This window comes from Carboxydothermus pertinax (assembly GCF_001950255.1).
Lineage (GTDB): Bacteria > Bacillota > Z-2901 > Carboxydothermales > Carboxydothermaceae > Carboxydothermus > Carboxydothermus pertinax.
In genome coordinates this window covers 26154-49769 of record NZ_BDJK01000009.1, presented here as the reverse complement: position 1 = coordinate 49769, position 23616 = coordinate 26154, and the positions used below count along the sequence as shown (strand labels likewise).

Annotated in this window: 23 protein-coding genes, 3 tRNA genes and 1 other annotated feature; all 26 genes read right to left on the bottom strand. The window is 41.5% G+C overall.

Features of this window, described 5'->3' with window-relative positions:
- Nucleotides 1-11 precede the first annotated feature (11 nt).
- A complete protein-coding gene (locus cpu_RS03230; protein WP_075858573.1) occupies nucleotides 12-242 on the bottom strand; it encodes a sulfurtransferase TusA family protein in 231 nt (76 codons plus the stop codon).
- Nucleotides 229-1503: a ferredoxin-like domain-containing protein gene (locus cpu_RS03225; RefSeq protein ID WP_077177146.1), complete on the bottom strand. Its 1275-nt coding sequence runs from the start codon at nucleotides 1501-1503 to the stop codon at nucleotides 229-231. Before cpu_RS03225 ends, cpu_RS03230 begins: the two co-directional genes overlap by 14 nt.
- Nucleotide 1504: 1 nt before the next feature.
- Nucleotides 1505-2308 (bottom strand): HesA/MoeB/ThiF family protein, encoded by an 804-nt coding sequence (locus cpu_RS03215; protein WP_075858572.1) that lies wholly within the window; start codon nucleotides 2306-2308, stop codon nucleotides 1505-1507.
- Nucleotides 2295-2513: a sulfur carrier protein ThiS gene (thiS, locus tag cpu_RS03210; protein WP_075858571.1), complete on the bottom strand. Its 219-nt coding sequence runs from the start codon at nucleotides 2511-2513 to the stop codon at nucleotides 2295-2297. Before thiS ends, cpu_RS03215 begins: the two co-directional genes overlap by 14 nt.
- A gap of 19 nt (nucleotides 2514-2532) precedes the next feature.
- Nucleotides 2533-3678 (bottom strand): sulfate adenylyltransferase, encoded by a 1146-nt coding sequence (gene sat / locus cpu_RS03205; protein ID WP_075858569.1) that lies wholly within the window; start codon nucleotides 3676-3678, stop codon nucleotides 2533-2535.
- A 2-nt stretch (nucleotides 3679-3680) separates the two neighbouring features.
- The gene (locus cpu_RS03200; RefSeq protein ID WP_075858568.1) at nucleotides 3681-3950 is read right to left on the bottom strand and encodes a 4Fe-4S dicluster domain-containing protein; all 270 of its coding nucleotides are present in this window, start codon (nucleotides 3948-3950) and stop codon (nucleotides 3681-3683) included.
- Nucleotides 3931-5517, bottom strand: a complete 1587-nt coding sequence (locus cpu_RS03195; protein ID WP_075858567.1) for an adenylyl-sulfate reductase subunit alpha — start codon at nucleotides 5515-5517, stop codon at nucleotides 3931-3933. The genes cpu_RS03200 and cpu_RS03195 overlap by 20 nt, the downstream gene beginning before the upstream one ends.
- Before the next feature lie 17 nt (nucleotides 5518-5534).
- Nucleotides 5535-6281, bottom strand: a complete 747-nt coding sequence (locus cpu_RS03190) for a sulfite exporter TauE/SafE family protein (RefSeq protein WP_075858566.1) — start codon at nucleotides 6279-6281, stop codon at nucleotides 5535-5537.
- A gap of 48 nt (nucleotides 6282-6329) precedes the next feature.
- A complete protein-coding gene (gene cysC / locus cpu_RS03185; RefSeq protein WP_075858565.1) occupies nucleotides 6330-6923 on the bottom strand; it encodes an adenylyl-sulfate kinase in 594 nt (197 codons plus the stop codon).
- Between the two features lie 178 nt (nucleotides 6924-7101).
- Nucleotides 7102-7178 (bottom strand) — tRNA-Arg (locus cpu_RS03180).
- A gap of 17 nt (nucleotides 7179-7195) precedes the next feature.
- Nucleotides 7196-7290: transfer RNA gene (locus tag cpu_RS03175), tRNA-Ser, on the bottom strand.
- A gap of 34 nt (nucleotides 7291-7324) precedes the next feature.
- Nucleotides 7325-7414 (bottom strand) — tRNA-Ser (locus cpu_RS03170).
- Between the two features lie 77 nt (nucleotides 7415-7491).
- Nucleotides 7492-7920, bottom strand: coding sequence for a type VII toxin-antitoxin system HepT family RNase toxin (gene hepT / locus cpu_RS03165; protein WP_075858564.1), 429 nt, complete (start codon nucleotides 7918-7920; stop codon nucleotides 7492-7494).
- Nucleotides 7910-8347 (bottom strand): nucleotidyltransferase domain-containing protein, encoded by a 438-nt coding sequence (locus cpu_RS03160; RefSeq protein WP_075858563.1) that lies wholly within the window; start codon nucleotides 8345-8347, stop codon nucleotides 7910-7912. The genes hepT and cpu_RS03160 overlap by 11 nt, the downstream gene beginning before the upstream one ends.
- Nucleotides 8347-9633 carry a serine--tRNA ligase gene (gene serS, locus cpu_RS03155; protein WP_075858561.1) on the bottom strand — a complete coding sequence of 429 codons (1287 nt, stop codon included), beginning with the start codon at nucleotides 9631-9633 and terminating at the stop codon, nucleotides 8347-8349. The genes cpu_RS03160 and serS overlap by 1 nt, the downstream gene beginning before the upstream one ends.
- A 90-nt stretch (nucleotides 9634-9723) precedes the next feature.
- Complete coding sequence (gene serA, locus cpu_RS03150; RefSeq protein WP_075858559.1) at nucleotides 9724-11301, bottom strand: phosphoglycerate dehydrogenase; 1578 nt, start codon at nucleotides 11299-11301, stop codon at nucleotides 9724-9726.
- Entirely contained in the window at nucleotides 11301-12449 is a 1149-nt protein-coding gene (locus cpu_RS03145; RefSeq protein WP_075858557.1) for a pyridoxal-phosphate-dependent aminotransferase family protein, read from the bottom strand. Before cpu_RS03145 ends, serA begins: the two co-directional genes overlap by 1 nt.
- 136 nt (nucleotides 12450-12585) lie before the next feature.
- Nucleotides 12586-12797 (bottom strand) — a binding site (T-box leader).
- 151 nt (nucleotides 12798-12948) lie between these two features.
- Nucleotides 12949-13524 (bottom strand): pyridoxal 5'-phosphate synthase glutaminase subunit PdxT, encoded by a 576-nt coding sequence (pdxT, locus tag cpu_RS03135; RefSeq protein ID WP_075858553.1) that lies wholly within the window; start codon nucleotides 13522-13524, stop codon nucleotides 12949-12951.
- Between the two features lie 54 nt (nucleotides 13525-13578).
- Nucleotides 13579-14463, bottom strand: a complete 885-nt coding sequence (pdxS, locus tag cpu_RS03130; protein WP_075858551.1) for a pyridoxal 5'-phosphate synthase lyase subunit PdxS — start codon at nucleotides 14461-14463, stop codon at nucleotides 13579-13581.
- Nucleotides 14464-14527: 64 nt separating this feature from the next.
- The gene (gyrA, locus tag cpu_RS03125; RefSeq protein ID WP_075858549.1) at nucleotides 14528-16963 is read right to left on the bottom strand and encodes a DNA gyrase subunit A; all 2436 of its coding nucleotides are present in this window, start codon (nucleotides 16961-16963) and stop codon (nucleotides 14528-14530) included.
- 30 nt (nucleotides 16964-16993) lie between these two features.
- Complete coding sequence (gene gyrB, locus cpu_RS03120) at nucleotides 16994-18901, bottom strand: DNA topoisomerase (ATP-hydrolyzing) subunit B (RefSeq protein WP_075858547.1); 1908 nt, start codon at nucleotides 18899-18901, stop codon at nucleotides 16994-16996.
- 108 nt (nucleotides 18902-19009) lie between these two features.
- Complete coding sequence (gene remB, locus cpu_RS03115) at nucleotides 19010-19276, bottom strand: extracellular matrix regulator RemB (protein ID WP_075858545.1); 267 nt, start codon at nucleotides 19274-19276, stop codon at nucleotides 19010-19012.
- A gap of 10 nt (nucleotides 19277-19286) precedes the next feature.
- The gene (gene recF / locus cpu_RS03110; protein WP_077177144.1) at nucleotides 19287-20387 is read right to left on the bottom strand and encodes a DNA replication/repair protein RecF; all 1101 of its coding nucleotides are present in this window, start codon (nucleotides 20385-20387) and stop codon (nucleotides 19287-19289) included.
- Nucleotides 20350-20571, bottom strand: coding sequence for an RNA-binding S4 domain-containing protein (locus cpu_RS03105; protein WP_075858541.1), 222 nt, complete (start codon nucleotides 20569-20571; stop codon nucleotides 20350-20352). Before cpu_RS03105 ends, recF begins: the two co-directional genes overlap by 38 nt.
- A gap of 8 nt (nucleotides 20572-20579) precedes the next feature.
- The gene (gene dnaN / locus cpu_RS03100; RefSeq protein ID WP_075858539.1) at nucleotides 20580-21695 is read right to left on the bottom strand and encodes a DNA polymerase III subunit beta; all 1116 of its coding nucleotides are present in this window, start codon (nucleotides 21693-21695) and stop codon (nucleotides 20580-20582) included.
- A gap of 203 nt (nucleotides 21696-21898) precedes the next feature.
- On the bottom strand, nucleotides 21899-23260 hold the full coding sequence (dnaA, locus tag cpu_RS03095) for a chromosomal replication initiator protein DnaA (protein WP_075858715.1): 1362 nt from the start codon (nucleotides 23258-23260) through the stop codon (nucleotides 21899-21901).
- Nucleotides 23261-23616 lie beyond the last annotated feature (356 nt).

Here is a 23616-nt window from a genome sequence, read left to right as displayed (position 1 = left end):
CCCACACCCCCTTATTTCAATGCTATAACGATTTTATAAATTTCTTCCCCTTCTTCCTCAATCTTCTCTACCCTATGGCCATCCATTTTAAGGCTTTTCGTAACATCCGCTAAGGTATTTTTTCCTGCCAAAATTGCGGCAATTTTATCCCCGGAATTTAAGTTTGCAATTTCCGCCTGAAGAATTACATAAGTCATCGGGCAAACATACTCCTTTAAATCAATAGTTTTAATTACCTCCATTTTCCCCTTCCCCTTCGTTCAAATATTGTTCTAATTTAGCAAAACCTACCCTTTCCAAAGTTTTATAAAACCGTTCGCCTGTTTTTCCTTCCTTCCGGTAAAACTCCAGGGTTTTATCAAAAATAGCAAACATTTTTTCTTTTGAACTTATAAAAGGAATTAATTTTTTCCCAATATTAATTTTCCGGCCAAAGCTTCCGCCAAAGCTTAAACTGTAACCGTATTCTCCTTTATAAGCTTCAAAGGGACAGGCTTTAACGCAATCGCCACAACCGATACACACCTCATAATCAATAGTTATTTGCTGCTGATTTAAAGCTATGGCACTTACCGGGCAAATTTTAGTACACAACCCGCAAGCGGAACAATTTTCTTTTATCCAGATTGGCCGGCATACTCCTTTTACCCCCAGGTCGTTTTCCTCGGCCTTTAAACAGTTGTTGGCACAACCGGTAATGCCAAATTTAAATTTATGGGGAAGAGTTTGGCCGTAATAGCGAGCAGCAATTTCCCGGGCCAATTCCTGGGTTTCAATGCAGCCGTTTGGGCAAATACTCCGTCCCTGGCAGGCGGTAACCGTCCTGACCCTTGGCCCGCAGGCCCCTAAGTCTAAGCCGTAGCTTTTAAGTTTCTCAATCACTTCTTCTAAATCGGCAATATGGATATACGGTATCTCAACCCCCTGCCGGGCGGTTAAATGGAGAGTACCGTTTCCGTACCGGGAAGCCACTTCCTCTAAACCCCTTAGCTGCTCTAAGGTTAAACTACCGCCGGTTACTTTTAGGCGCACGGCAAAATACCCATCTTCCATCTGCCGCATGATGCCGCCGCTTTTTAAAGCTTTATAATCGACTTTTTTTACCGTAATCTCTTCTTCGCCGACCTCTCCTTGCAAAACTTTAAACCCTTTGAAAGTTGGGGGATTGTCTTTCAAAGAAAAAATTACATAAACTAAATTAGGGTCTAACATCAACTCCCGGTCTTCCGTAGAAGGTCTTGCCGGAGTCTTAGGATGACTGTGGAAATTCCCTAAAAGCACCTCGTTTTTCGCCCGCATTTTTTTGATAATTTCGTACTGTTCTTTGGCCTCAATGTCAAAACGGCTTTCCGACTGGGCAATATTTCTGGCAAAATAAACCGATTTTACAATCTTAACTCCGTTTTCAATCTTTCCCCCAAGTAAACCGCAAGCTTCAATGGGATACTGTTCCCGGCAGTATTTTAAAATATTTTCGATTTGATATTCAAAAAATACCAGCATCTTATTCCCCCTTTAAGTCGCATACCGGCTGGCTGTAATCTACCAAAATAATCTGTTCGGGGTCTTTAGAACAAAGACAGCTTTGTCTTTTCTTTAATGGAATCTTGTTAAATTCCATTGATTTTAAATCAATAAATAATAAATTTCCGGCCAAGGTATCCATTCCTAAAAGATACTTGATACATTCCGTTACCTGCAGCGAGCCTATAACTCCAGCTACCGCTCCAATAACCCCTGCTTCTTTACAGCTGGGAACACTTCCGGGCGGTGGTGGTTCTTTAAAAGCACAGCGGTAGCAGGGAGTTTCCCCATCGGGCCGATAAGTCAGCGTCTGGCCCCAGAACCGTAAAATTCCGCCGTGGGAAAAAGGTTTTCTGGCTTTAACGCAGGCATCGTTAATTAAAAACTTGGCGGGAAAATTATCGGTGCCGTCGATAATAAAATCATACTGTTCGATAATATTTAAAATATTTGCGGAAGTTATCGGTTCATTATAGGTAATCACCTGCACCTCCGGGTTTAGGGCTTCAATTTTACTTTTTGCCGACAATACTTTCTCGGTCCCCACATCCCGGGTAAAGTGAATTATCTGGCGCTGCAGATTGGTTAAATCCACCACGTCATAGTCGGCAATACCGATGGTCCCCATCCCGGCCGCTGCCAGATACAGGGCCACCGGTGCCCCGAGTCCTCCGGCACCTATCACCAGAACCTTGGAATTTAAAAGCTTCTCCTGACCTTTCACCCCTACTTCCGGCAAAAGAATATTACGGGAATAGCGGAACAGCTGTTCACGCGAAAGCATATCCGCCACCTCCCATGAAATACATCCATTCTATTTCGTCTCCTTCGGAAACTTTTACGTTATTAAACTCTTCACGCTTTACAAATTCACCATTTAACACTACCGAAACATAATTGGGCATCTCCACCTGAAAATACTCTAAAAGTTCCGCAATTGTAAGGCTTTGGGGAATCTCTTTTTCCGCTCCATTTACCACTATCCTCATAGCCTACCTCTCCTTTCCTTTAAAGACTTTGATAATAGCGACGTAAAACTTCCGCTACCTCCGGACGGGTAAACTCTTCCGGCAACGGCTTTCCTTCCCTAAGCATTTCCCGGACTTTAGTACCGCTTAAGCTTAAATGATGTTCCGGACCGTGAGGGCAGGTTTTTTTCGTAGCCATTTGCCCGCATTTAGAGCAGTAAAAAGCGTTATCAAATTTTACAATCTTAATTTCCAAAGCATTTTCTGGAAAAGTATCAAAAATCTCCTGCGCTTCAAAGGGACCGTAAAAATTTCCCACCCCGGCATGGTCCCGGCCGACAATAAAATGGGTGCAACCGTAGTTTTGCCGGATAATCGCGTGGTGAACCGCTTCCCTGGGTCCCGCATAACGCATAGGTGCAGGCAACGTAGCAAAGACAAACCGGTCTTTAGGGTAATAGTTGTTCAGTAAAGCTTCATAACACTTAAGCCGAACATCGGCAGGAATATCATCCCCCTTGGTTTCACCAACGAGGGGATTAACAAATAGCCCGTCAAAAATCTCCAGAGCGATTTTTTGCAAATATTCATGGGCCCGGTGGATGGGGTTTCTTGTTTGAAAGCCAACTACCGTCTTGTAATTCCTGCTTTTAAATATTTCCCGGGTTTTCTGGGGGAAAAGAGAGAGATTTAAATCAATCTCGGTAAAAGCCGGCGGATAAATTTTAACCTTGCCGGCAACTGCCCATTCGTCCTCTCCGAGAATTTTTTGCACCCCCGGATGCTCAGGGGAAGAAGTTTTAAATACTTTTTCCACTTCTAAAATTTTATTTAACTTAAACGTCAGGGGGCTTTCCAAAAGACCTAAAAGCTCACCGTTTGCAGCAGTTAGTAAAACTTTTTCTCTGCCGTCGTAAAGCCGGGCTTCTTCTTCACTGACCCTTAAGACTATGGGAATCGACCATAAGAACCCGGAGCTTAAGGTAAACTGTTCTAAAGTTGAATAATAATCGTCTTCATCCATAAACCCTTCTAAGGGAGCGTAAAGTCCAACCCCCAAAAGAAATAAATCAAAATATTCGGTTTTTGAAACCGATAGCTTTAAAAAGTTTTGCCCTTTTAGCTCTTCATATTCTTCTGACGTTAAGATATTACTTACTTCTTTTCGCCCGTGATAATTAACCATAGCTACTCCTCCTCCAGATCTTTAAATTTAAACCCGTTATCGTAAATTAACTCTCCCTTAACCAGGGCTACCGAAGGATGCAAAGCAAGGGATATAGCTTTTTGAGGGCACTTTTTGACGCAAGCCGCACAGTCGTAGCAAAAAGCTTCATGATAAATAAATACTTCACCCTTATCCCGATAAAGTAAGTTTAAAGGACAAATCGCTTCGCAGGGAGCAACTTTTGCTTTAGGACAACCGTTACACCGCTCCTTAGAAAAGCGTGGAGGCATTTAACTTCCTCCTTTCCACAACTGGCCTGCCCTCTTTTAATTGGGAGATAAGAAGATAGTCTTCCGGCGCTTTATTGGGGTAGTCCACCCGCTCCTGATAACAGGGCAAACGGCTTTCAGTTCTAAAAGCCATATGTTTAATAAGAAAAGTCGCCAGCCATATTTGATTTTTTACTTCAAAAAATTGCAGTACATCAAAAGGATTAGTGATTTTTGCAAGTCCTAATTTTTCCTTTAACGAATAAAGCTTTTCTTCGCCAATTTCTAAACTTCGACCGGTATACCGGTAGTTAGTTTTCTTACCGCCGGCATACTCTTCCATGATTACGTTTAAGCCGTACTTTAAAGATAACGGAGAAACCAAACCTTTAAGGTTACTGGTAAGGTTAAAGACAATTTCCTGAATTTCAAGTCGACCTCCACCTTCTTTCCCCGCTACATCCTCTGCCGCAATTAATCCTTCAGCCATAGCCCCGGTAACGTATTTCTTGGGTGAACCGGCGGCAATATCCCCGCAAGCCCAGAGGTTTTCCACCGCGGTTTTCCGGTTTTTATCTACCATGACTCCTGAAAGCCCATGTCCACCGTTAATCAGGGGTTCAAAACCATCTACTTCCAGGTAAATTTTTTCGCCTTTATCTTCCCGTAAAAGTAAAGCTGCACCGGGACGCATATCAAAATAAGCTCGTATAAGCTCATCTCGATAACTTCCCAGAACCTCAAAAACCGGAACTTCCCCGGCCCGCCTTTCCTCTATAACAGCTTTAAGCCGCTCGGCGGTATTGGCCGGTTGATATTTTGTTTTTAACTCCTCACCTTTTTGATTAACAAGCTTGCCTTTAACATTCATAGCCAAAGTTCCGGTTGGAGCGGCCACTCCTTTAACTCTTAGAGGAATAAAACGAATTTCTAATGATTTTAAATAAGCACCGGCCTTTACCGCCAGTACATGCCCAACTCCGCTGTTAGATAGGGGATACCAGGTACTCCCAGGATGATAGGGATTTGCCCCCTGGTAAAGTCCAGTAGCCCCCCCGGTTGCCAGGATGTATTTATCTCCGGCTATTCTTAAAAACTTTCGGGAAGTTAAGTCATAGGCCAGCACTGCAACTATTTGATTTTGCTCTGCCTCGACATCAAAAACATACACTCGATTTAAAACCTTTACTCCAGCTTTGAGGGCTTTTTGGGCTATAACCTCCTTTAAATTTTCCCCGTATACGATAATGCTCCGTTTTCCCCGGCGCAAATACTCGCCTTTGTCCTTGGGAATATTTGCCCCCCAGCTTTCTAAAAGCTCCACCGTTTCGTTTAACCTTTTGGCTAAACTTAACGGTAGTTCATCCTCAATTAAACCGGGAAATTCCTTTTTTAAAAAATTTACATAACTTTCCGGAGTGTCATCGAGTAAAACGTTGTTTAAAGCATTAACCCCGGCAGCTAAGCAACCGCTTCTTAAAACATGGGCCCGTTCTAAAATAAGCACCTCTTCCTGGGGTAAAAGCTCTTTTAGCCTTATGGCAGCGGTCAGCCCCGCAACACCACCGCCTATTATTACCGTTGCCACAAAACCATCCTCCTCGTTTAAATAAGAATTTTTAGCGAAAGGGCAGTAGTTAGGGAAAGAAAAATTATCCGCACCGTTTTCGGGGACAGGTAAAAATTTAATCTTCCACCAATTAAAGCCCCCGGAAGAGAGCCTAAAATAAGATAAATTAAAATTTTTGGGTTTATATTCCCTAGTTTAAAATGCATAAAGCCAAGGACCAATGCCAGTATCAATCCATGAAAAATATCGGTACCAACTAATTCCCGGCTATCAAACCGGCCGGTAGCATAAAGGTATAAACCCACTAAAATACCTGCACCTATAGATGTAAGACCTACTATTACACCGGCAATAAATCCTATTACTATCACCCTCCAGTCTTCCTGGGGTAAACTTAAAAAACTACCCTTAAAATTTAATAATTCCTTTAATAAAGAAATAATACTTGCAGCAATAATTACTCCGGCTAATACATGGGTTAAAAGGGCTGAACTGGCCGAGGTTTTTTTTAAATGTTCCAATAAAAATATCCCGATAACCCCTCCTGGAATACTGCCTAAAAGAAGCTTTTTAGCAGTTAAAATATGGATCTTACCCTCTTTTTTATAGGGATAAAGAGCTACTCCCTTGGTAATTGAAGCAAAAACCAGGTCATTTCCCACCACTTGCCCCGGAGCTACTCCCAAAAGCAATAAAAGCGGTGCTAAGATAGACCCTCCCCCTACTCCCGTTAGCCCAATAGCTAAACCGGTAATAAACCCAGCTAAAATAAAGCCTCCCACGAAAAATTCCTCCTAAATATCTATAAATTCGTATCGGAATACTTATATTTAAAAGTAAAAATTTTTTCTTAAGTAAGTAATAATGATTTCTACACATTCCTTTAGGGATTGCTCTGAAGTTTTAACTGTAATTTCAGGTTTTTCTGGCGGCTCATAAGGAGATGTGATCCCGGTAAACTCTGGTATTTTCCCTTCCCGGGCTTTTTTATAAAGGCCTTTGACATCCCTTGCTTCACACACTTCCAGTGGACAGTCTACAAACACTTCAATAAATTTCCCCTCCGGTAATAAAGACCGAACCTTATCCCTGTCAGCCCGGAAAGGTGAGATAAAAGCAGTGATGACAATAACGCCAGCATCTACAAAAAGTTTAGCCACTTCCCCAATCCGCCGAATATTTTCCTGCCGGTCTTTTTCGGAAAAGCCCAGGTCTTTATTTAAACCCATGCGGATATTATCACCATCTAAAACATAGGAAAGTTTACCAGCCCGGTATAATACCGTTTCTAACTCCCGGGCTATAGTTGATTTTCCCGAACCAGAAAGGCCGGTAAGCCAAATCACTACCCCTTTTTGTCCCAGTAATTTTTCTCTATCTTCCGCCGTTATTTTACCTTCGTGCCAGAAGAGATTATTGGTCACAATAAATCACCCCTATTTCCGATATGCTTATATGTATTTACTTTCATTTTATTACTTTTAGTAGTATTGTCAAGTATTTTTACCGGTTTTTATGGAATTAAAAAAATAAAAGCGGGTTATAAACCCGTTCCGAAAAAAATAAAAAACCGGAGATTTTCCCCCGGCTTTATTTACCACATGGCGCGCCCGGCAGGACTCGAACCTGCAACCTCCAGATTCGTAGTCTGTTACTCTATCCAATTGAGCTACGGGCGCATCTATATGAAATTAAATGGCGGAGAGAGAGGGATTCGAACCCTCGGTACAGGTTTTAGCCTGTACAATCGCTTAGCAGGCGACCGCCTTCGACCTACTCGGCCATCTCTCCGCAAACTTTTTAACTTTTTAAATACAAATCGCCTTGGCGGAGGGGGTGGGATTCGAACCCACGGCTCGCAGGGCGAGTCACCGGTTTTCAAGACCGGCTCCTTAAACCGCTCGGACACCCCTCCCGGTCCGCCGCTTTATCCGATAGCATAAATAATATATCACAGTTTAAACAAAAGTGTCAAGGTAAGGTTTTTGTTAATTATTGTAATTTATCAAGATAATTCCGGATAGCTTTTACAAAATTAAGTAAATCATCTAAATCATTTTGAATTATATCATAAAGCTCTTCATCGGTCACCAGTGAATACAGGTGAACCATACGGTTTCGGTAGCCAGCCATTTGTATTAATTTTTGCCCTAGTTTTTCATCGGCGATACCTAAATCCACCATGCCCCGGGCAATCGCTTTATACTCTAGACTTAAATCTTTGCCGCGATTTTTTGCTAAAATATGCCTGCCAATATCAAATACTGCTTCCAAAGCCCGCCGGATATAGCTTTCTGCTGTAGCAGGATTTCGGTAATCTTCTAAAAATTCTCTGGGCGGCAGAGACTTTAGTTCCTTTAACCGATTTACATATCCGATTATTAAATTTAACTTTCCTTCTATTAGCACTTTATTTACCATCCTGCAGTTCCTCCAGCATTTCTTCGTAAAATTTATCAAGATGGTATTTAAAATCAAATGCCCGGGCTAAGATTCGTTCTTCATATTCCTCTTTTTCTTTTTCATCGGCAAAATAAAGAACTTCCCCTTGTAAAATGGCCTGGCTTTGAAAAACCGAATGGTTTTCTTCCAAAAATACCAGGTCTAAAGGAAAAGGATTAAATATATCTTCTAAATCATTATAAATTTCAGAATATAATATGGTTCTACTGCGGCCCCGGGGAAGTTCTTTTAAAAAAACTACACCAATATCAAGGTCTGAATAATTATCTTCTACTTTTGCCCCATGTAATATTTTTTTTGCTTTATCATAATTTGAACCAAAGGCATATAATATTCTAATATTGTATTTCTGACAAACTTTTTTTAGCTGAAAAAATCTTTCCATTAAACCCCGCCTTTATTTCTTAAAATCCTATCCACTCCCATATATGGCCGTAAAACTTCCGGTACCGTTACCGAGCCGTCTTCATTCTGGTAATTTTCCAAAATAGCCGCCACCGTCCGACCCACCGCCAGGCCCGAACCGTTTAGGGTATGGACAAACTCCGGCTTGGCTTTGGGATGTTCTTTATAGCGAATTTGAGCCCGCCGGGCCTGAAAATCTTCAAAATTACTGCAGGAAGATATTTCTTTATAGTCATTGTAACTGGGAAGCCATACTTCTATGTCATAAGTTTTGGCCGAACTAAAGCCCAGGTCTCCGGTGCAAAGCACTACCACCCGGTAAGGTAGTCCTAAAAGCTGCAGGACCCTTTCAGCATCCCGGGTAAGCTTTTCCAGCTCCTCATACGAGTTTTCCGGTTTAACAAATTTAACCAGTTCCACTTTGTTAAACTGGTGCTGACGAATTAATCCCCGGGTATCCCGTCCGGCCGCTCCCGCTTCTGCCCGAAAGCAAGCACTGTAAGCGCAATGGTAAATGGGAAGCTTATCCCCGTCTAAGATTTCTTCCCGATAGAGGTTGGTTACCGGTACTTCTGCAGTAGGAATAAGATAATAATTTAACCCCTCGAGTTTAAACATATCTTCAGCAAATTTAGGAAGTTGACCGGTACCCACCATTGAATCGGCATTGACAATAAACGGCGGGAATATTTCGGTGTAGCCGTGTTCCCGGGTGTGGAGATCAAGCATAAAGTTAATGACCGCCCGCTCTAACATCGCCCCAAAACCTTTATAAAAGGTAAAGCGTGTTCCGGTTACCTTACTCCCCCGGGCAAAATCTAAAATATCCAGCTCTTCCCCAATTTCCCAGTGGGCTTTCGGAGTAAAGGGAAACTTTCTCGGTTCTCCCCACCGTCGCACCTCCACATTTTCACTGCTGTCTTTGCCAACCGGCACCGATTCGTGGGGGATATTGGGAATGGTAAGAAGGATTGTATTTAATTTTTCCTCAATCCGGGCCACCTCATCATCCAGCTTTTTAATTTCATCGGATAAAGCCCGCATTTCTAAAATTAAATCCTCGGCTTCCTGCCCCTGTTTTTTTAATCTACCTATTTCTTCCGAAACCGTGTTTCTTTTATATTTTTTTTGCTCCACATCTACTAAAAGTTTTCTTCGCTCTTCATCTAAGCGTAAAAATTCATCAAGGCTTAAGGTTGAACCCCGTTTTTTTAATGCTTCTACTACCAGTTCCGGGTTTTGCCGTACTCTTTTGATATCCAGCATTAAAAATCCCCCTATTGCCAATTTTGTTGGTAAAATTTTCACGTTCATTATAACATTTTTTACGGCATTTGAAAATTTTAAAAGTACGGTTTAAAGACTTACAGCCTTTACTTCATAAATTCCCGGAACTGCTGCTATAGCATTAATGCTGTCATTATCCGCCGGGTGATCCAGTGATAAAACCATCACCGCATCTCCGCCGGGAGTTATTCGGCCAAGCTGCATCCCGGCAATATTAATTCCCTTTTCTCCTAAGATTAAGCCAACTTTACCGATCATTAGCGGCTGGTCTTTATGAGGAATAAAGAGTTTATCCCCTTCCGGCACAATATCAACCCGGTACTGATCTATTTGGACAATCCGTGGCTCATTTTTTCTAAATAAAGTTCCGGCAATAATCCGTTCGCCTTTTTCCGTGGTAACTTTTAAGGTAATAAGGTTAGTATAATCCGCACCGTTTTCCACTACCGTTTCCTGGACTTTAATGCCCCGCTCTTTGGCAACTACCGGGGCATTAACATAATTTACCCTTTCCATCAAAAGCGGATCTAATAATCCTTTTAAGGCCGCTAAGGTTAAGGGCCGAGTCTCTTCTTTAAAAGCCGAACCGCTATAAATTATCTCCGCCGCTAAAATCCCTCCGGATAAAACCTGGGCCAGAAAGTTTCCGAGTTTCTCCGCAAGATTTATAAACGGCATAAGCCGCTGATAGCTTTCTTTATCCATTGCCGGGAAGTTAACGGCATTTTGGGCAAGTCCGCCCTTTAAAACGTTGGCAATTTCCCGGGCCACATCGATAGCTACGTTCACCTGTGCTTCTTTAGTAGAAGCTCCCAGGTGGGGAGTTACAATAACGTTGGGTAATTCAAATAAAGGAGACTCGGTAAGCGGCTCCTTGCTAAAAACGTCTAAAGCTGCTCCGGCAATTTCTCCTGTTTTTAGCGCTTCGTACAGCGCTTCTTCATCAATAATCCCTCCCCGGGCGCAATTGATGATAAACGCTGACTTTTTCATGAGCTTTAACCGTTCCCGGTTAATTAAGTTTCTGGTTTCATTGTTTAAAGGAAGGTGCATGGTAACAATATCCGCTTTTTGTAAGAGTTCTTCTAAAGACATTAGCGTAATACCAAGCATGTGGGCGCGCTCTTCAGAGATAAAAGGATCATAACCAATTACTTTAGTCTCAAAGGCTTTAACCCTTTTGGCAACCGCCGTTCCAATTCGCCCAAGGCCTATAATCCCCACCGTTTTACCCCGCAGCTCATAGCCGGTAAACTCTTTTCTCAGCCATTTGCCTTCTTTTAAGGCAGCGTGGGCCTGGGGAATATTTCTTAGTAAGGCCATCATCAGGGCAAAGGTATGCTCCGCCGCCGCAATTGTATTACCTTCCGGGGAATTTACCACAATAATCCCTTTTTTGGAAGCAGCGGCAAGGTCAATATTATCCACCCCTACTCCGGCACGACCTATTATTTTTAAATTTTCCGCCGCTTCAATTATCCTTGCCGTTACTTTGGTTTCACTGCGGACAATTAAAGCATCAAATTCGGAAATAATTTTAATTAATTCTTCTTCCGAAAGTTTCGTTTTTTCCTCAACTATAAATCCTTCTTCCCGCAAAATATTTAAACCCTTTTCCGATACCGGATCGGATGCTAAAATTCGCATTAAACTTCACCTCCTGTAATTACTTCCATTGCTTTTTTAACGCCAGCTCCCAGTTCTACCGGATAGCCTATTTCCAAAAGAGCCATCTCTAAAGCACCTAAAGCTGTAATTATATCAAGTTTATCAACGTATCCCATATGGCCAATTCTAAAAATCTTACCTTTCAGGTCTTTTTGTCCACCGGCAAAGGTAACACCGTATTTGGTCCTTAATACTTTTCTTAACTGTTCCGGATCATACCGGTTGTCCCCGGCTACCGCTGTTACCGTATCGGAGGCATTTTCTTCCGCCGGAAAAAGTTTTAGCCCTAAAGCTTTTACCCCTTCCCGGCAGGCCCGGGCCAAGAGTTTATGCCGCTTTATTACCTTGTCTAAACCTTCCTCTAAGATTAAATCTAGAGCCGCTTCCAGCCCGAAAAACAGCGATACTGCCGGTGTATAAGCGGTATTCCATTCCGCCAAAGCTTTCTTAGCCGCCGGTAAGCTAAAATAAAATTTCGGGTTTTTGTTATCCTGAGCTGCCTCTAATGCTTTTTGACTAAAGGAAATAAACGCTAAGCCCGGAGGCAGCATAAGTGCTTTTTGGGAGCCAGTAACTACCACATCTACCCCCCAGCCGTCGGTGTCAAACTCCATGCCTCCTAAACTTGAGACCGCATCTACAATAAGAACCGCCCGGTGGTTTTTGGTTAAAGCTGCAATCCCGGCGATATCGTTTTTAACCCCGGTCGAAGTTTCATTGTGGGTCGCCAAAACCGCCTTATAATTGGGATTCTGCCTAAGCTTCTCTTCCACCACTTTCAAGTCCACGGCACTACCCCAGCCAAAATCCACTAAATCAACTTTTGCTCCATATTCTTTGGCAATCTTGGCAAACCTTTCACCAAAATTACCGGTGGAAAGAGCTAAAACTTCGTCTCCCGGATTTACTATATTGGCAACCGCCATCTCCATGCCACCGGTACCGGAATTAGTTAAGATATAAATATCGTTTTGCGTTTTAAAAACTTGTTTTAACTTTGCCACCACCCGCTCGTGCAGTTTGGCAAAATCACCGCTCCGGTGGCCAATCATCGGCCGGCTCATGGCCAAGGTAACCTCCGGCGGAATAGGTGTAGGCCCGGGAATCATAAGATATTTCTTTTGCATGAAAACCCCTCCCTTTAGAATGTAAAATTTTTAAAATTTATGCTTTAATGAAAAATATTTACTGTTAATGTTTAAAAAAACTTTCCACCTTCATTTCCCAGGAGTTAACCTTTAAACAAAAAACTCCTTTCATCCCTTAAGGGACGAAAGGAGTACTTTCGCGGTGCCACCCTTTTTGGCAGAAAAATTCTGCCCACCTCGTTTGGTTAACGGCTCGGCCGTTACCGGCTACTTTCCTTCGCCGGCACCTCTTGGGGGCGGATTCACAAAGCATTCCCACCGGTTTCCACCAGCCACCGGCTCTCTTTTGGGAAGAGGCTTGCTACTGCTCCCCGGCATTGAGTTTTAAGTATGTTTTGCTTATTAATCTATAAGATTGTAGAAAACTTTGTCAAGAGGTTTTTAATGTATACAATTTGGGATGTGAGATGTGAGAGGTGGGAGGTGAGATAAAAAAATAAGCGCATAAAAATGCGCTGAAAAAATTTTTTATAAAACATTATAAACCCTTACACACCTTTTCGATAAAATACCGGTGGATGCGTAAATCATCGGTTAACTCCGGATGGAAGGCCGAAACTAACATGTTATCCTGCCGGGCCATAACAATTTTATCGTCAATCTTAGCAAGCACCTTGACATTTGGTTTTACCTCTAAAATATAAGGTGCCCGAATAAATACTGCCCGCACCGGCTCCTGACCTACCTCAGGTATCTCTAAATCCGCTTCAAAACTATCCACTTGCCGGCCAAAAGCGTTTCTGGCAACTTTAATATCCATAGTTCCCAGTCTTGGCTGGTTACTGTTTTCTATTTCTTTGGCAAGGAGAATCATTCCGGCACAGGTCCCAAACACCGGAAGGCCCTCTAAGATTTTTTCCCGGAGGGGTTCCATTAATTTAAAGTCGGTTAAAAGCTTTCCAATAGTAGTACTCTCTCCTCCGGGGATAATAACCCCCGCAACTTCCAAAAGCTCCTCCACCCGTCTTAGTTTTACCGCTTCTACCCCTAATTTATTAAGAGTATGCTGGTGTTCCCGAAAAGCTCCCTGCATCGCTAGTACTCCGATTTTCATCTGTAAATTCACCCTCTTCCGCTTAGCACTTTAACTGGAAACCGTCCCTGGCAGTTACCAGCCCCGTTCACTCATTCTTTCGGTTTGGGAAATGGTCTTAATGTCGATACCGGGCATAGCTTCGCCTAAACCTTTAGATACTTCCGCTAATACTTTTGGGTCATCATAATAAGTAGTAGCAGCTACAATAGCCTTGGCTCTGCCCACCGGGTCCTTGGACTTAAAAATTCCGGAACCGACAAAAATTCCGTCCGCTCCTAACTGCATCATTAACGCGGCATCGGCTGGAGTAGCTATACCTCCGGCAGCAAAATTCACCACCGGCAACCGGCCGTGTTCATGGACGTATAACACCAGGTCATAGGGAGCACCCATTTCTTTAGCGGCTGTCATTAGTTCTTCCTTTGGCATATTCTGAAGCCTTCTTATTTCCCCCATTACCTGCCGCATATGGCGTACGGCCTCCACCACATTGCCAGTGCCCGGCTCACCTTTGGTTCGAATCATGGCGGCTCCTTCACCAATTCTCCTTAAAGCCTCACCTAAATTTCTGGCACCGCAAACAAAGGGTACTTTAAAAGCATGTTTATCGATGTGGAACAGTTCATCGGCAGGGGTTAAAACTTCACTTTCGTCAATATAATCAACCCCTAAGGCTTCTAAAATTTGCGCTTCCACAAAATGGCCAATTCTCACTTTCGCCATAACCGGTATGGTGACCGCATCCATTATCCGTAAAATAACTGTTGGATCCGCCATCCGGGCTACTCCTCCTGCCGCCCGAATATCCGCCGGCACCCGCTCTAACGCCATCACCGCACAAGCTCCAGCTTCTTCCGCAATTTTTGCCTGTTCGGGAGTGGTGACGTCCATAATTACGCCGCCTTTTAACATTTCCGCCAGGCCTTTCTTAACCACCCATGTTCCTTTTTCACCCATTTTGATTCCTCCTAATACGGTATTAATTTTTATCATAACTTAATTTTTGTTTTTCCTGCAAGACCTACTCTTCCTCATCTTCCTGGGCCGCAATCTTGGCCACTGCTGTTAATTTATCGTCTTTGGCTAGTTTCATTAAAGTAACTCCCTGGGTTGCCCTGCCCTGGGTAGAAATTTCCGAGGCTTTCACCCTAATCATTATCCCTTCTCCAGATACGGCCATAATTTCATCTTCCGGTCGAACCGCGACAATGCCAACTACTTCTCCATTTTTAGCGGTAACTTTCATATTAATTATACCTTTACCGCCACGACTTTGAACCCGATACTCGGCAAACGGTGTTTTCTTGCCAAAGCCTTTGGAAGTAACGGTTAGTAACTCAGCCTCTTCATCTACCACCTCAAGGCCAATTACCTCATCCCCCGAAGTTAAGGATATCCCTTTTACCCCCCGGGCAGTCCGGCCCATGGGTCGGACGTCGGTTTCAGAAAATCTTAGGGCCATACCTTTTTTTGTACCTATGATTAACTCTTCGTTGCCCGTAGAAAGCTTAACGTCTATAAGCTTATCCCCTTCTTCCAAGGTTAAAGCTATAATGCCATCCCGGCGGGAACTGTCGTATTCCGATAAAACGGTCTTTTTTACAATTCCGTTTTTAGTGACCATGAAGAGATAATGGTCCTCGGTAAACTCTTTTACCGGAATAATAGCTGTTATTCTCTCCTCCTGGTCAACATAGAGGAGGTTTATTATCGGTGTCCCCTTAGCTTGTCTTCCGGCCTCGGGTATTTCATGCACTTTTAGGCGATATACTTTCCCTTTGTTGGTAAAAAACAAAAGGTAGTGGTGGGTCGAGGCGATAAAAAGGTGGCGGACAAAATCTTCTTCCTTGGTAGCCATAGCTGTAACTCCCCGGCCACCCCGGCGCTGGTTTTTGTAGGTATCCACCGGAAGCCTCTTTATATATCCCTGGTGAGTAATAGTAATCACCATATCCTCTTGGGCAATTAAATCTTCTTCGTCAAAAATGGACTCTTCATTGGTAATTTTGGTCCGCCGGGCATCGCCATACTTTTCCTTAATTTCTAAAAGCTCCTGGCGAATTACCCCTAAAAGCACTCTTTCATCGGCTAAAATAGAGTTAAAATACTCAATTTTCTTAATTAACTCCCGGTATTCTTCGTCAATTTTTTCCCGTTCTAAAGCCGTAAGCCTTTGCAGGCGCATATCCAAAATGGCCTGAGCCTGCTTTTCGGTAAGTTTAAACCGGCTCATTAACCCCTGCCGGGCGGTATCTACATCTTTAGAACTCCGGATAATCTTAATGACCTCATCTAAATTGGCAAGAGCTATCTTTAATCCTTCTAAGATATGCGCCCGCTCTTCCGCTTTATTTAAGTCATAACGGGTTCTTCTTGTAACTACATCTTTTTGGTGTTCTAAGTAATAAAAGAGAATCTCCTTTAAATTTAAAATCCGAGGCTGGTTGTCCACCAGAGCCAGCATAATAATGCCAAAGGTATCTTGAAGCTGGGTGTGTTTAAACAGCTGGTTTAAAACAATCTGGGGATTAGCGTCTCTTTTTAATTCAATAACAATTCGCATACCTTTTCTGTCCGATTCATCTCTTAAATCCGAAATCCCCTCAATTTTCTTATCCCGGACGAGGTCCGCAATTTTTTCAATTAATTTGGCTTTATTTACTTGATAGGGAAGTTCGGTAACAATGATCGCTGTTTTTCCACCATTTAATTTTTCAAAAGTGGTCACCGCTCGCACCTTCACCGAGCCGCGACCGGTAGCATAAGCCTGCCGAATTCCCTGCCGGCCCATAATTTTACCGCCGGTCGGAAAATCCGGACCTTTAATAATTTTTATAAGTTCTTCAATAGTGACTTCCGGGTTGTCAATCATTTTTATAACCCCGTCAATTACTTCCTGCAAGTTGTGGGGAGGAATATTGGTAGCCATGCCTACAGCAATTCCCGAAGAACCGTTTACTAAAAGATTGGGAATCCTTGACGGCAGTACCACCGGCTCTTTGGTAGAGTTATCGTAGTTAGGCATAAAATCAACGGTTTCCTTGTCGATATCCCGGAGCATTTCTACCGTAATTTTTGCCATGCGGGCCTCAGTGTAACGCATAGCAGCAGCGCTATCGCCATCAATTGAACCAAAGTTTCCGTGACCATCAATTAAAGGATAGCGGGTGGAAAAATCCTGAGCCATCCGCACCATCGCATCATAAACCGCCACGTCTCCGTGGGGGTGAAATTTCCCTAAAACTTCCCCGACAATATGGGCCGATTTCCGGTGAGGCTTATCAGGAGTCATTCCCAAAATATGCATAGCATATAAAATCCGCCGGTGAACAGGCTTAAGTCCGTCCCGGACATCAGGTAAAGCCCGTCCAACAATAACGCTCATCGCGTAATCAAGGTAACTGGACTTCATTTCTTCTTCTAAATTCACCGGTAAAACTTTTCCAATACTGAACAAAATAAATCACCTCAAAATAAATTATAAGTGTTAAATATCAAGATTTCGTACGAGTTTAGCATTTTTTTCTATAAATTCCCTACGAGGTTCTACTTTATCCCCCATTAAAATTGAAAATATTTCATCGGCCTTAGCCACTTCTTCCATCTTTACCTGAAGAATAGTCCGGGTTTCAGGATTCATAGTAGTTTCCCAGAGCTGTTCGGGGTCCATTTCCCCAAGACCTTTGTATCTTTGAATGGTAACGCCTTCCCGGCCTATCTCGTTTAAATACCTTTCCAGTTCATCGTCACTGTACAGGTACTTTTCTAACTTCCCTTTTTTTACTTTATAAAGGGGAGGTTGGGCTATATAAACGTAACCGTTTTCTATTAACGGTCTTAAGTACCGGTAAAAAAAGGTTAAAAGAAGGGTTCTAATATGGGCCCCGTCGACATCGGCATCGGTCATGATAATTAACCGGTGGTATCGGGCTTTTTCAATATCAAAATCTTTATCAACCCCAGTACCTAAAGCGGTAATCATAGCCCTTATTTCTTCATTAGCCAGGATTTTATCGAGCCGAGATTTTTCGACATTTAAAATCTTACCTCTAAGCGGCAAGATGGCCTGAAATCTTCGGTCCCTTCCCTGCTTGGCCGAACCTCCCGCTGAATCCCCCTCTACCAAATAAAGCTCGCAGAGGGAAGGATCCTTTTCCGAGCAATCGGCGAGTTTCCCGGGAAGGGTGTTGGATTCCAGGGCAGTTTTCCTGCGGGCAAGCTCCCGGGCTTTTCTTGCCGCTTCCCGGGCCCGGGCTGCCCGGACTGCATTTTCAATTAACTTCTTTCCTACAGCAGGATTTTCTTCCAGGTAAGTGGAAAGGTAATCGGAAACAATACTATCGACAATGCTGCGAACTTCCGTATTTACCAGCTTTGTTTTTGTCTGACCTTCAAATTGAGGATCCGGTACTTTTACGCTGATAATCGCCGTTAATCCTTCCCTGATGTCTTCCCCCTGGAGGGAGAGGTTGTTTTCTTTAATTAAGTTGTATTTTTTCGCATAATCGTTTATCACCCGGGTAAGGGCTGTTTTAAAGCCAATCTCGTGGGTTCCACCTTCGGTAGTGTTGATGTTGTTGGTAAAGGACAGGATATTTTCCGAAAAAGAGTTGCAGTATTGCAGGGCCACTTCCACAACTACTTCGTCTTTTTCTTTTTCAAAATAGATAATTTTGTGAAGAGGCTCTTTATTTTTATTTAAATATTTTAAGTAATCCTTTATACCGCCCGAATGCTCAAAAATTTCTTCTTTATTAATCCTCTCATCTTTTAAAATTATTTTGACGTTTTTATTTAAATAAGAAAGTTCCAAAAGCCTTTTCGCTAACGTATCGTAGTTAAATTCCACCGTTTCAAAGATTTCGGCATCGGGTTTAAAAGTAATAATTGTTCCGGTAGACTTACTTTTGCCAATAATTTTCAATTCCGTAATCGGCTCGCCTCTGGAAAATTTTTGGTAATAAAGGTTACCATCTCTCTTTATCCTAACTTCAAGCCACTCGGAAAGGGCGTTTACTACCGATACCCCGACGCCGTGTAATCCTCCGGAAACTTTATACCCTCCACCGCCAAATTTTCCTCCGGCGTGAAGCATGGTCAATACTACCTCTACCGCGGGCTTACCCACTTCCGGGTGGATATCCACAGGAATACCCCTACCATTATCCGCAACAGTAATGCTATCATCTTTATGAATGATTACTTCTATACGGTCACAGTAACCTGCTAAAGCTTCATCAATAGAATTATCCACTACTTCGTAAACTAAGTGGTGTAAACCCTTTTCGTTAGTACTGCCAATGTACATTGCCGGCCGTTTTCTTACGCCTTCTAAGCCTTTTAAGACTTGGATTTCTTCAGCACTGTATTTAACCCCATTCTTTTCTAATCCCATACAAAACCTCCATCGTAAATGTCCTCATCTTATTTATTATACCATATTTTGAAAGGTATTTAATTCGAAAAATTAAAACTGCAGCAGTGCTGCAGTTCCTGGTAACTATTACCGGTGGTCTTCTTCTTCATAAAATAGCTCTAAATTATCCCACCGTTTTTTTAAGGTAAGGGATGAAATTGGAGTTAGGTAAATTTTGTTATTAGTTAAAACTAAAGATTTATAAGGCTCTCCACCAATTTTTTCTATTGGGAATCTAAAGGAAATATTATTTAAAAGTTTCAAAGAAACTTTTTCTGGGACGGTTTCTAAGTCAAAAATTCCAATTACTTCTTTTCCCGGCACCACCACATCGCTTCCCAAATGTAAAAACATTTTCTGCCTCCTAAAGTACTAATCCGTCGTTAATTAAGACTGCCTGATCATAATTTTTTAAATCACCAGGATCAGTGGCAGTTATTAATACTTGTTCGCTGAAGTTTAAGAAAAAACCTTCTAAAGCTCTTCTTTTTTCGCTATCAAATTCACTGTATAAATCATCTAAAAGTAAAACCGGTTTTTCACCTAAAATTTTAGTCATATAGACGGCCTGGGCAAGTTTAAATAAAAGAAGAACTCCTTTTTTTTGCCCTTGGGAGCCAAAAACTTTTAAATCTTTGTCATTTAGGTAAAATCTAAAATCGTCCCGGTGAGGTCCAAACAAAGCAAACTTTTTTATCCTTTCTTCCCCTTGTCTTTGCTTTAAAAACCGGTAAAAGCTTTCCTTTTCTAAAGTCCCTTGAGGTTTATAATCAATAGTAATTTTCCCCAATAAAAACTTTAGTTCATCATTTAATTCAGTTAAAAGTTCATTTAAAACCCTTAAACTTTTTTCCCGTTCCTTGATTATTTCCGCACCGTATTCCGCAAGTTTATAATCCCAGGCATCAATAATATTTTCGGTAGTACCGGGCTGTTTTAAGAGCGCGTTTTTGTTAGCTAAAACTTTGTTGTAATAGATAAGGTTTAAAAGATAGGTTTTGCTGGTCTGAGCTAAAAAAAGATCCAGAGACTTTCTTCTATTAGTCGGAGAACCAAAAAAATTTACTGGCTCATCGGGAGTAAATAAAACTCCTTTTAAACTACCCAGAAGGTAGCTAAAACCTTTTTGTTTCTGGCCATTTTTGGTAAAAATTTTACCTTTCCCCGAGTATTCAATACCAAGGGTAATCTTCTGACCGTCTTTTGTTATTTTGGCTCCTAAAAAAAAGCTTTCGGCTCCAAAGCGGATTAACGAACTGTCTTTTCCCCGAAAGGATTTTCCTATAACTAAGTAATAAATGGCTTCTAAAAGATTTGTTTTGCCCTGACCGTTGGCCCCGTATATTAAAACTTTTCCAGGAGAAAAGGAAACAAGCTGGTTTTGGTAATTACGAAAATTTACAAGTTGGAGACGGCTTACAAACACATTACCGCTCCTCTGCCACCACAACCAGCGCTGGGCCACCGGCTATTTCCACCCGATCGCCCGGATAAATCTTTTTCTTGCGCCGGGTTTCAACCACGCCATTTATCAGGACAAGACCTTTTCTAATCATCTCTTTGGCTTCTCCGCCGGTCATGGCAATATTTGCCCACTTTAAAAGGGAGTCTAGTTCGATATATTCGGTATAAATTATGATTTTCTCCATAATCCCACCTAAGAAGGCCTTACTGGCAATACTAGGCAAAGATAGTTTTCATCTCCTACCGGCTTTACTACTCCAGGATTTAAAGGACCGGTAAGACTTAGGTATATTTCTTCATTTTCTAAAACCCGTAAAACATCTATAAGATACCTGGTGTTAAAAGCCACTGTGAACTCTTCTCCATCCAAAGAAATCGGTATTTCTTCGCGGATTGAACCCGACTCCGATTGACTTGTCATTATCATACGCTCTTTTTCTAAATAAAATTTTGCTACCGGAGTTTTGTCTTTATCTCGGGGAAGCAGCACGGCCCTTTCTAGGGAATCTAAAAAATATTTTTTGTTTATTAATAAATTTGATTTAAAGGTAGTTGGAATCACCTGCTGGTAGTTGGGAAACTGTCCTTCAATTAAGCGAGAGGTAAGCTTTACTCCGTTTCCTCTAAATTCTACTTGCCCTTCACTTATCCGTATTAAAATTTCTTCATTCATGCCAAAAATCCTGACCGCTTCGTGTAGTGTTCGGCTTGGAATAATTACATTAATATTTTTTCCAGGATCTTCTCTTTTAATAAAAGCTTTTCTAAAGGCCAGACGGTGGGTATCACTGGCTACTAACCGTAGTTCTTGTCCTACTATTTCAAACAAAACTCCAGTAAATACAGGTCTTGATTCATCAGTGCCCGTGGCAAATAATACCTGTTTTATGTAGGTGGAAAATTCTTCACCACTAATATAAAAACTTTCCCCATCAATTATTTCTTCATTTTTTGGAAATTCGTCCGGTCGATAAGTGGCAACGGCAAGTTCGGAAGAACCGTATCTTATCACACATTTCCCTTCCGCCGGAAGGTATTCCAGCATTAAATTTGTTTCGGGAAGCTTTTTGATGATATCCCCAAGAAATTTTGATGATAATACTGCACTTCCCGATTCAATCACTTCCGCCGGAAACGAGGTTTCAATTGACATTTGCAGATCTGTAGAAGCAAGGGTAATAGTATTTGTCGTTTCATCGGCGGTAAATAAAATTCCGGTTAAAACTGGAAACGGGCTTTTTATGGAGACGGCTTTTTGAGCAAGGGAAATATTTTCTGAAAGTATAGCTGTTGGGCACTGAAATTTCATTCTTAATCCTCCTTTTATTTCTTTCAAATTCTTCGTGATAGTAGTAAGAGATGGGGATATTGTGGATAACTCATTAAAATTTACTGAAGTATTGAGTTATCCACCTGTGAATAAAATGTTTAAAATCAAAAAAGTTATACACAAAAACTTTGGAAGAAAAAAAACTATAGTAAAAGATTTAAATTTAGGTTAAAAGTTATTCATTATGTCTTGTGGATTTGTTCTGTGAGCTGCTTAATTACTGTTTTTAAGTTGGGATCTACCTGAAGGTCGTGCTGGATTTTTTCATGAGCATGAATTACCGTGGTATGGTCGCGACCTCCGAATTCTTCCCCTATTTTTGGTAACGATGCTTCGGTAAGCTCCCGGCATAAATACATTGCCACTTGACGAGGGAAGGCAACCGATTTGGTTCTCTTTTTGGCTTTTAAGTCTTCAACGGTAAGTCCATAGAAATTAGCTACCACTTGCTGAATTAATGGAATAGTAATAGGTTTTACATGATTGGAGGGTAAAAGATCTTTTAAAGCTTTGGCAGCTAAGTCAACCGTTATTGGTTCTCCATGCAATCCAGCGTAAGCTACAACTCGAATTAAAGCACCTTCTAACTCTCGGATGTTGGAAACGATTTCGTTAGCTATGAAATTTAGGACATCATCGCTTACATTTAAGTTGTCCAGTTGAGCTTTTTTACGAAGAATTGCAATTCTTGTTTCCAGGTCCGGCGGCTGGATATCGGTAATGAGCCCCCATTCAAACCGCGACCTTAACCTATCTTCTAAAGTAGAAAGCTCTTTAGGAGTCCGGTCGCTGGAGATAACGATTTGTTTATTGGCTTCGTACAGAGCATTAAAGGTGTGGAAAAACTCTTCCTGGGTACGTTCTTTTTTCTCTAAAAATTGAATATCATCTATCAGTAAAATATCGATACTGCGGTACTTATTTCTAAATTCTTCGGTAGTATCATCTTTTATCGAGTTTATTAAATCGTTGGTAAATTTTTCGGTTGTAACGTACGCTACTTTCATCTCCGGTTTATTTTTCAAAATATAATGGCCGATGGCATGCATTAAATGGGTTTTGCCAAGTCCTACACCGCCGTAAATAAAAAGTGGATTATACGCCTCAGCAGGAGATTCGGCTACGGCAAGACAGGCTGCATGGGCAAAGCGGTTGGAGTTTCCTACCACAAAGGTTTCAAAAGTATATTTGGGATTTAGTGTAAAAAAGATTCCCTCTTCGAAAAACTTACTTTGTTTTTTTGGGGAATTTTTCTTTTTTGTTATTTTTGCTTCGTTTTCTTCCAGTGTCGATTCATTGGGTACTACCAGTTTAAAATTAATATCTTCATTGGTGATTAATTTTAAAATATGCTTAATTAAGCTGGAGTAGTGTTCTTCTAACCACTCTTTAGCAAATTTATTGGGAACTTCTACTAAAATGGTGTTTTCAAGAAAACCTAAAGGCCTGATGCTTTTGATCCACATATCCCAGCTTGGTTTATTGACGTGATTTTTAAGAGCTTCCATTACCTGTTCCCATAGTTCTTCAACTGGATTTTTCAACATTATTACCCTCCCAAAAACAAAACGTCTATAAGTCATTAAAAACCAGGAAGGAGTATAAATCCTACCTGGTTACTACAAACGTTCTCTTAACAGTTTTTCCACAACTTATCCACAAATTGTGCATATCTTATTAGCAAAAATTATCCACAAGACGGTTAATTCACTAAAATAATAGCATATTAACTAATTACCCTGCAATAAGTATTTAAAAAGTTATTCACACCCTGAAAAAACTGTGAAAAAAAATTTGTGGATTTGTGGATAAAATAAGGTATTTTTTATTTTAAGCAATAAAAAAATTTTATAAAAAAGTTAAGAAGAAAAATATCTGTGGATAACCCAAAAAGGAGGAG

Excerpts from the sequence above, each read along its gene's own strand:
- hepT (WP_075858564.1), bottom strand. The coding sequence starts at position 7,920 with ATGGTAAATAAAGTGCTAATAGAAGGAAAGTTAAATTTAATAATCGGA.
- pdxT (WP_075858553.1), bottom strand. The coding sequence starts at position 13,524 with ATGAAAATCGGAGTACTAGCGATGCAGGGAGCTTTTCGGGAACACCAG.
- thiS (WP_075858571.1), bottom strand. The coding sequence starts at position 2,513 with ATGAGGATAGTGGTAAATGGAGCGGAAAAAGAGATTCCCCAAAGCCTT.
- cpu_RS03230 (WP_075858573.1), bottom strand. The coding sequence starts at position 242 with ATGGAGGTAATTAAAACTATTGATTTAAAGGAGTATGTTTGCCCGATG.
- serS (WP_075858561.1), bottom strand. The coding sequence starts at position 9,633 with ATGCTGGATATCAAAAGAGTACGGCAAAACCCGGAACTGGTAGTAGAA.
- dnaN (WP_075858539.1), bottom strand. The coding sequence starts at position 21,695 with ATGAAATTTCAGTGCCCAACAGCTATACTTTCAGAAAATATTTCCCTT.
- serA (WP_075858559.1), bottom strand. The coding sequence starts at position 11,301 with ATGCGAATTTTAGCATCCGATCCGGTATCGGAAAAGGGTTTAAATATT.
- cpu_RS03225 (WP_077177146.1), bottom strand. The coding sequence starts at position 1,503 with ATGCTGGTATTTTTTGAATATCAAATCGAAAATATTTTAAAATACTGC.
- pdxS (WP_075858551.1), bottom strand. The coding sequence starts at position 14,463 with ATGGGTGAAAAAGGAACATGGGTGGTTAAGAAAGGCCTGGCGGAAATG.
- cpu_RS03145 (WP_075858557.1), bottom strand. The coding sequence starts at position 12,449 with ATGCAAAAGAAATATCTTATGATTCCCGGGCCTACACCTATTCCGCCG.
- cpu_RS03105 (WP_075858541.1), bottom strand. The coding sequence starts at position 20,571 with ATGGAGAAAATCATAATTTATACCGAATATATCGAACTAGACTCCCTT.
- cpu_RS03215 (WP_075858572.1), bottom strand. The coding sequence starts at position 2,308 with ATGCTTTCGCGTGAACAGCTGTTCCGCTATTCCCGTAATATTCTTTTG.
- sat (WP_075858569.1), bottom strand. The coding sequence starts at position 3,678 with ATGGTTAATTATCACGGGCGAAAAGAAGTAAGTAATATCTTAACGTCA.
- gyrB (WP_075858547.1), bottom strand. The coding sequence starts at position 18,901 with ATGGGATTAGAAAAGAATGGGGTTAAATACAGTGCTGAAGAAATCCAA.
- cpu_RS03160 (WP_075858563.1), bottom strand. The coding sequence starts at position 8,347 with ATGGAAAGATTTTTTCAGCTAAAAAAAGTTTGTCAGAAATACAATATT.
- cpu_RS03200 (WP_075858568.1), bottom strand. The coding sequence starts at position 3,950 with ATGCCTCCACGCTTTTCTAAGGAGCGGTGTAACGGTTGTCCTAAAGCA.
- remB (WP_075858545.1), bottom strand. The coding sequence starts at position 19,276 with ATGTTTTTACATTTGGGAAGCGATGTGGTGGTGCCGGGAAAAGAAGTA.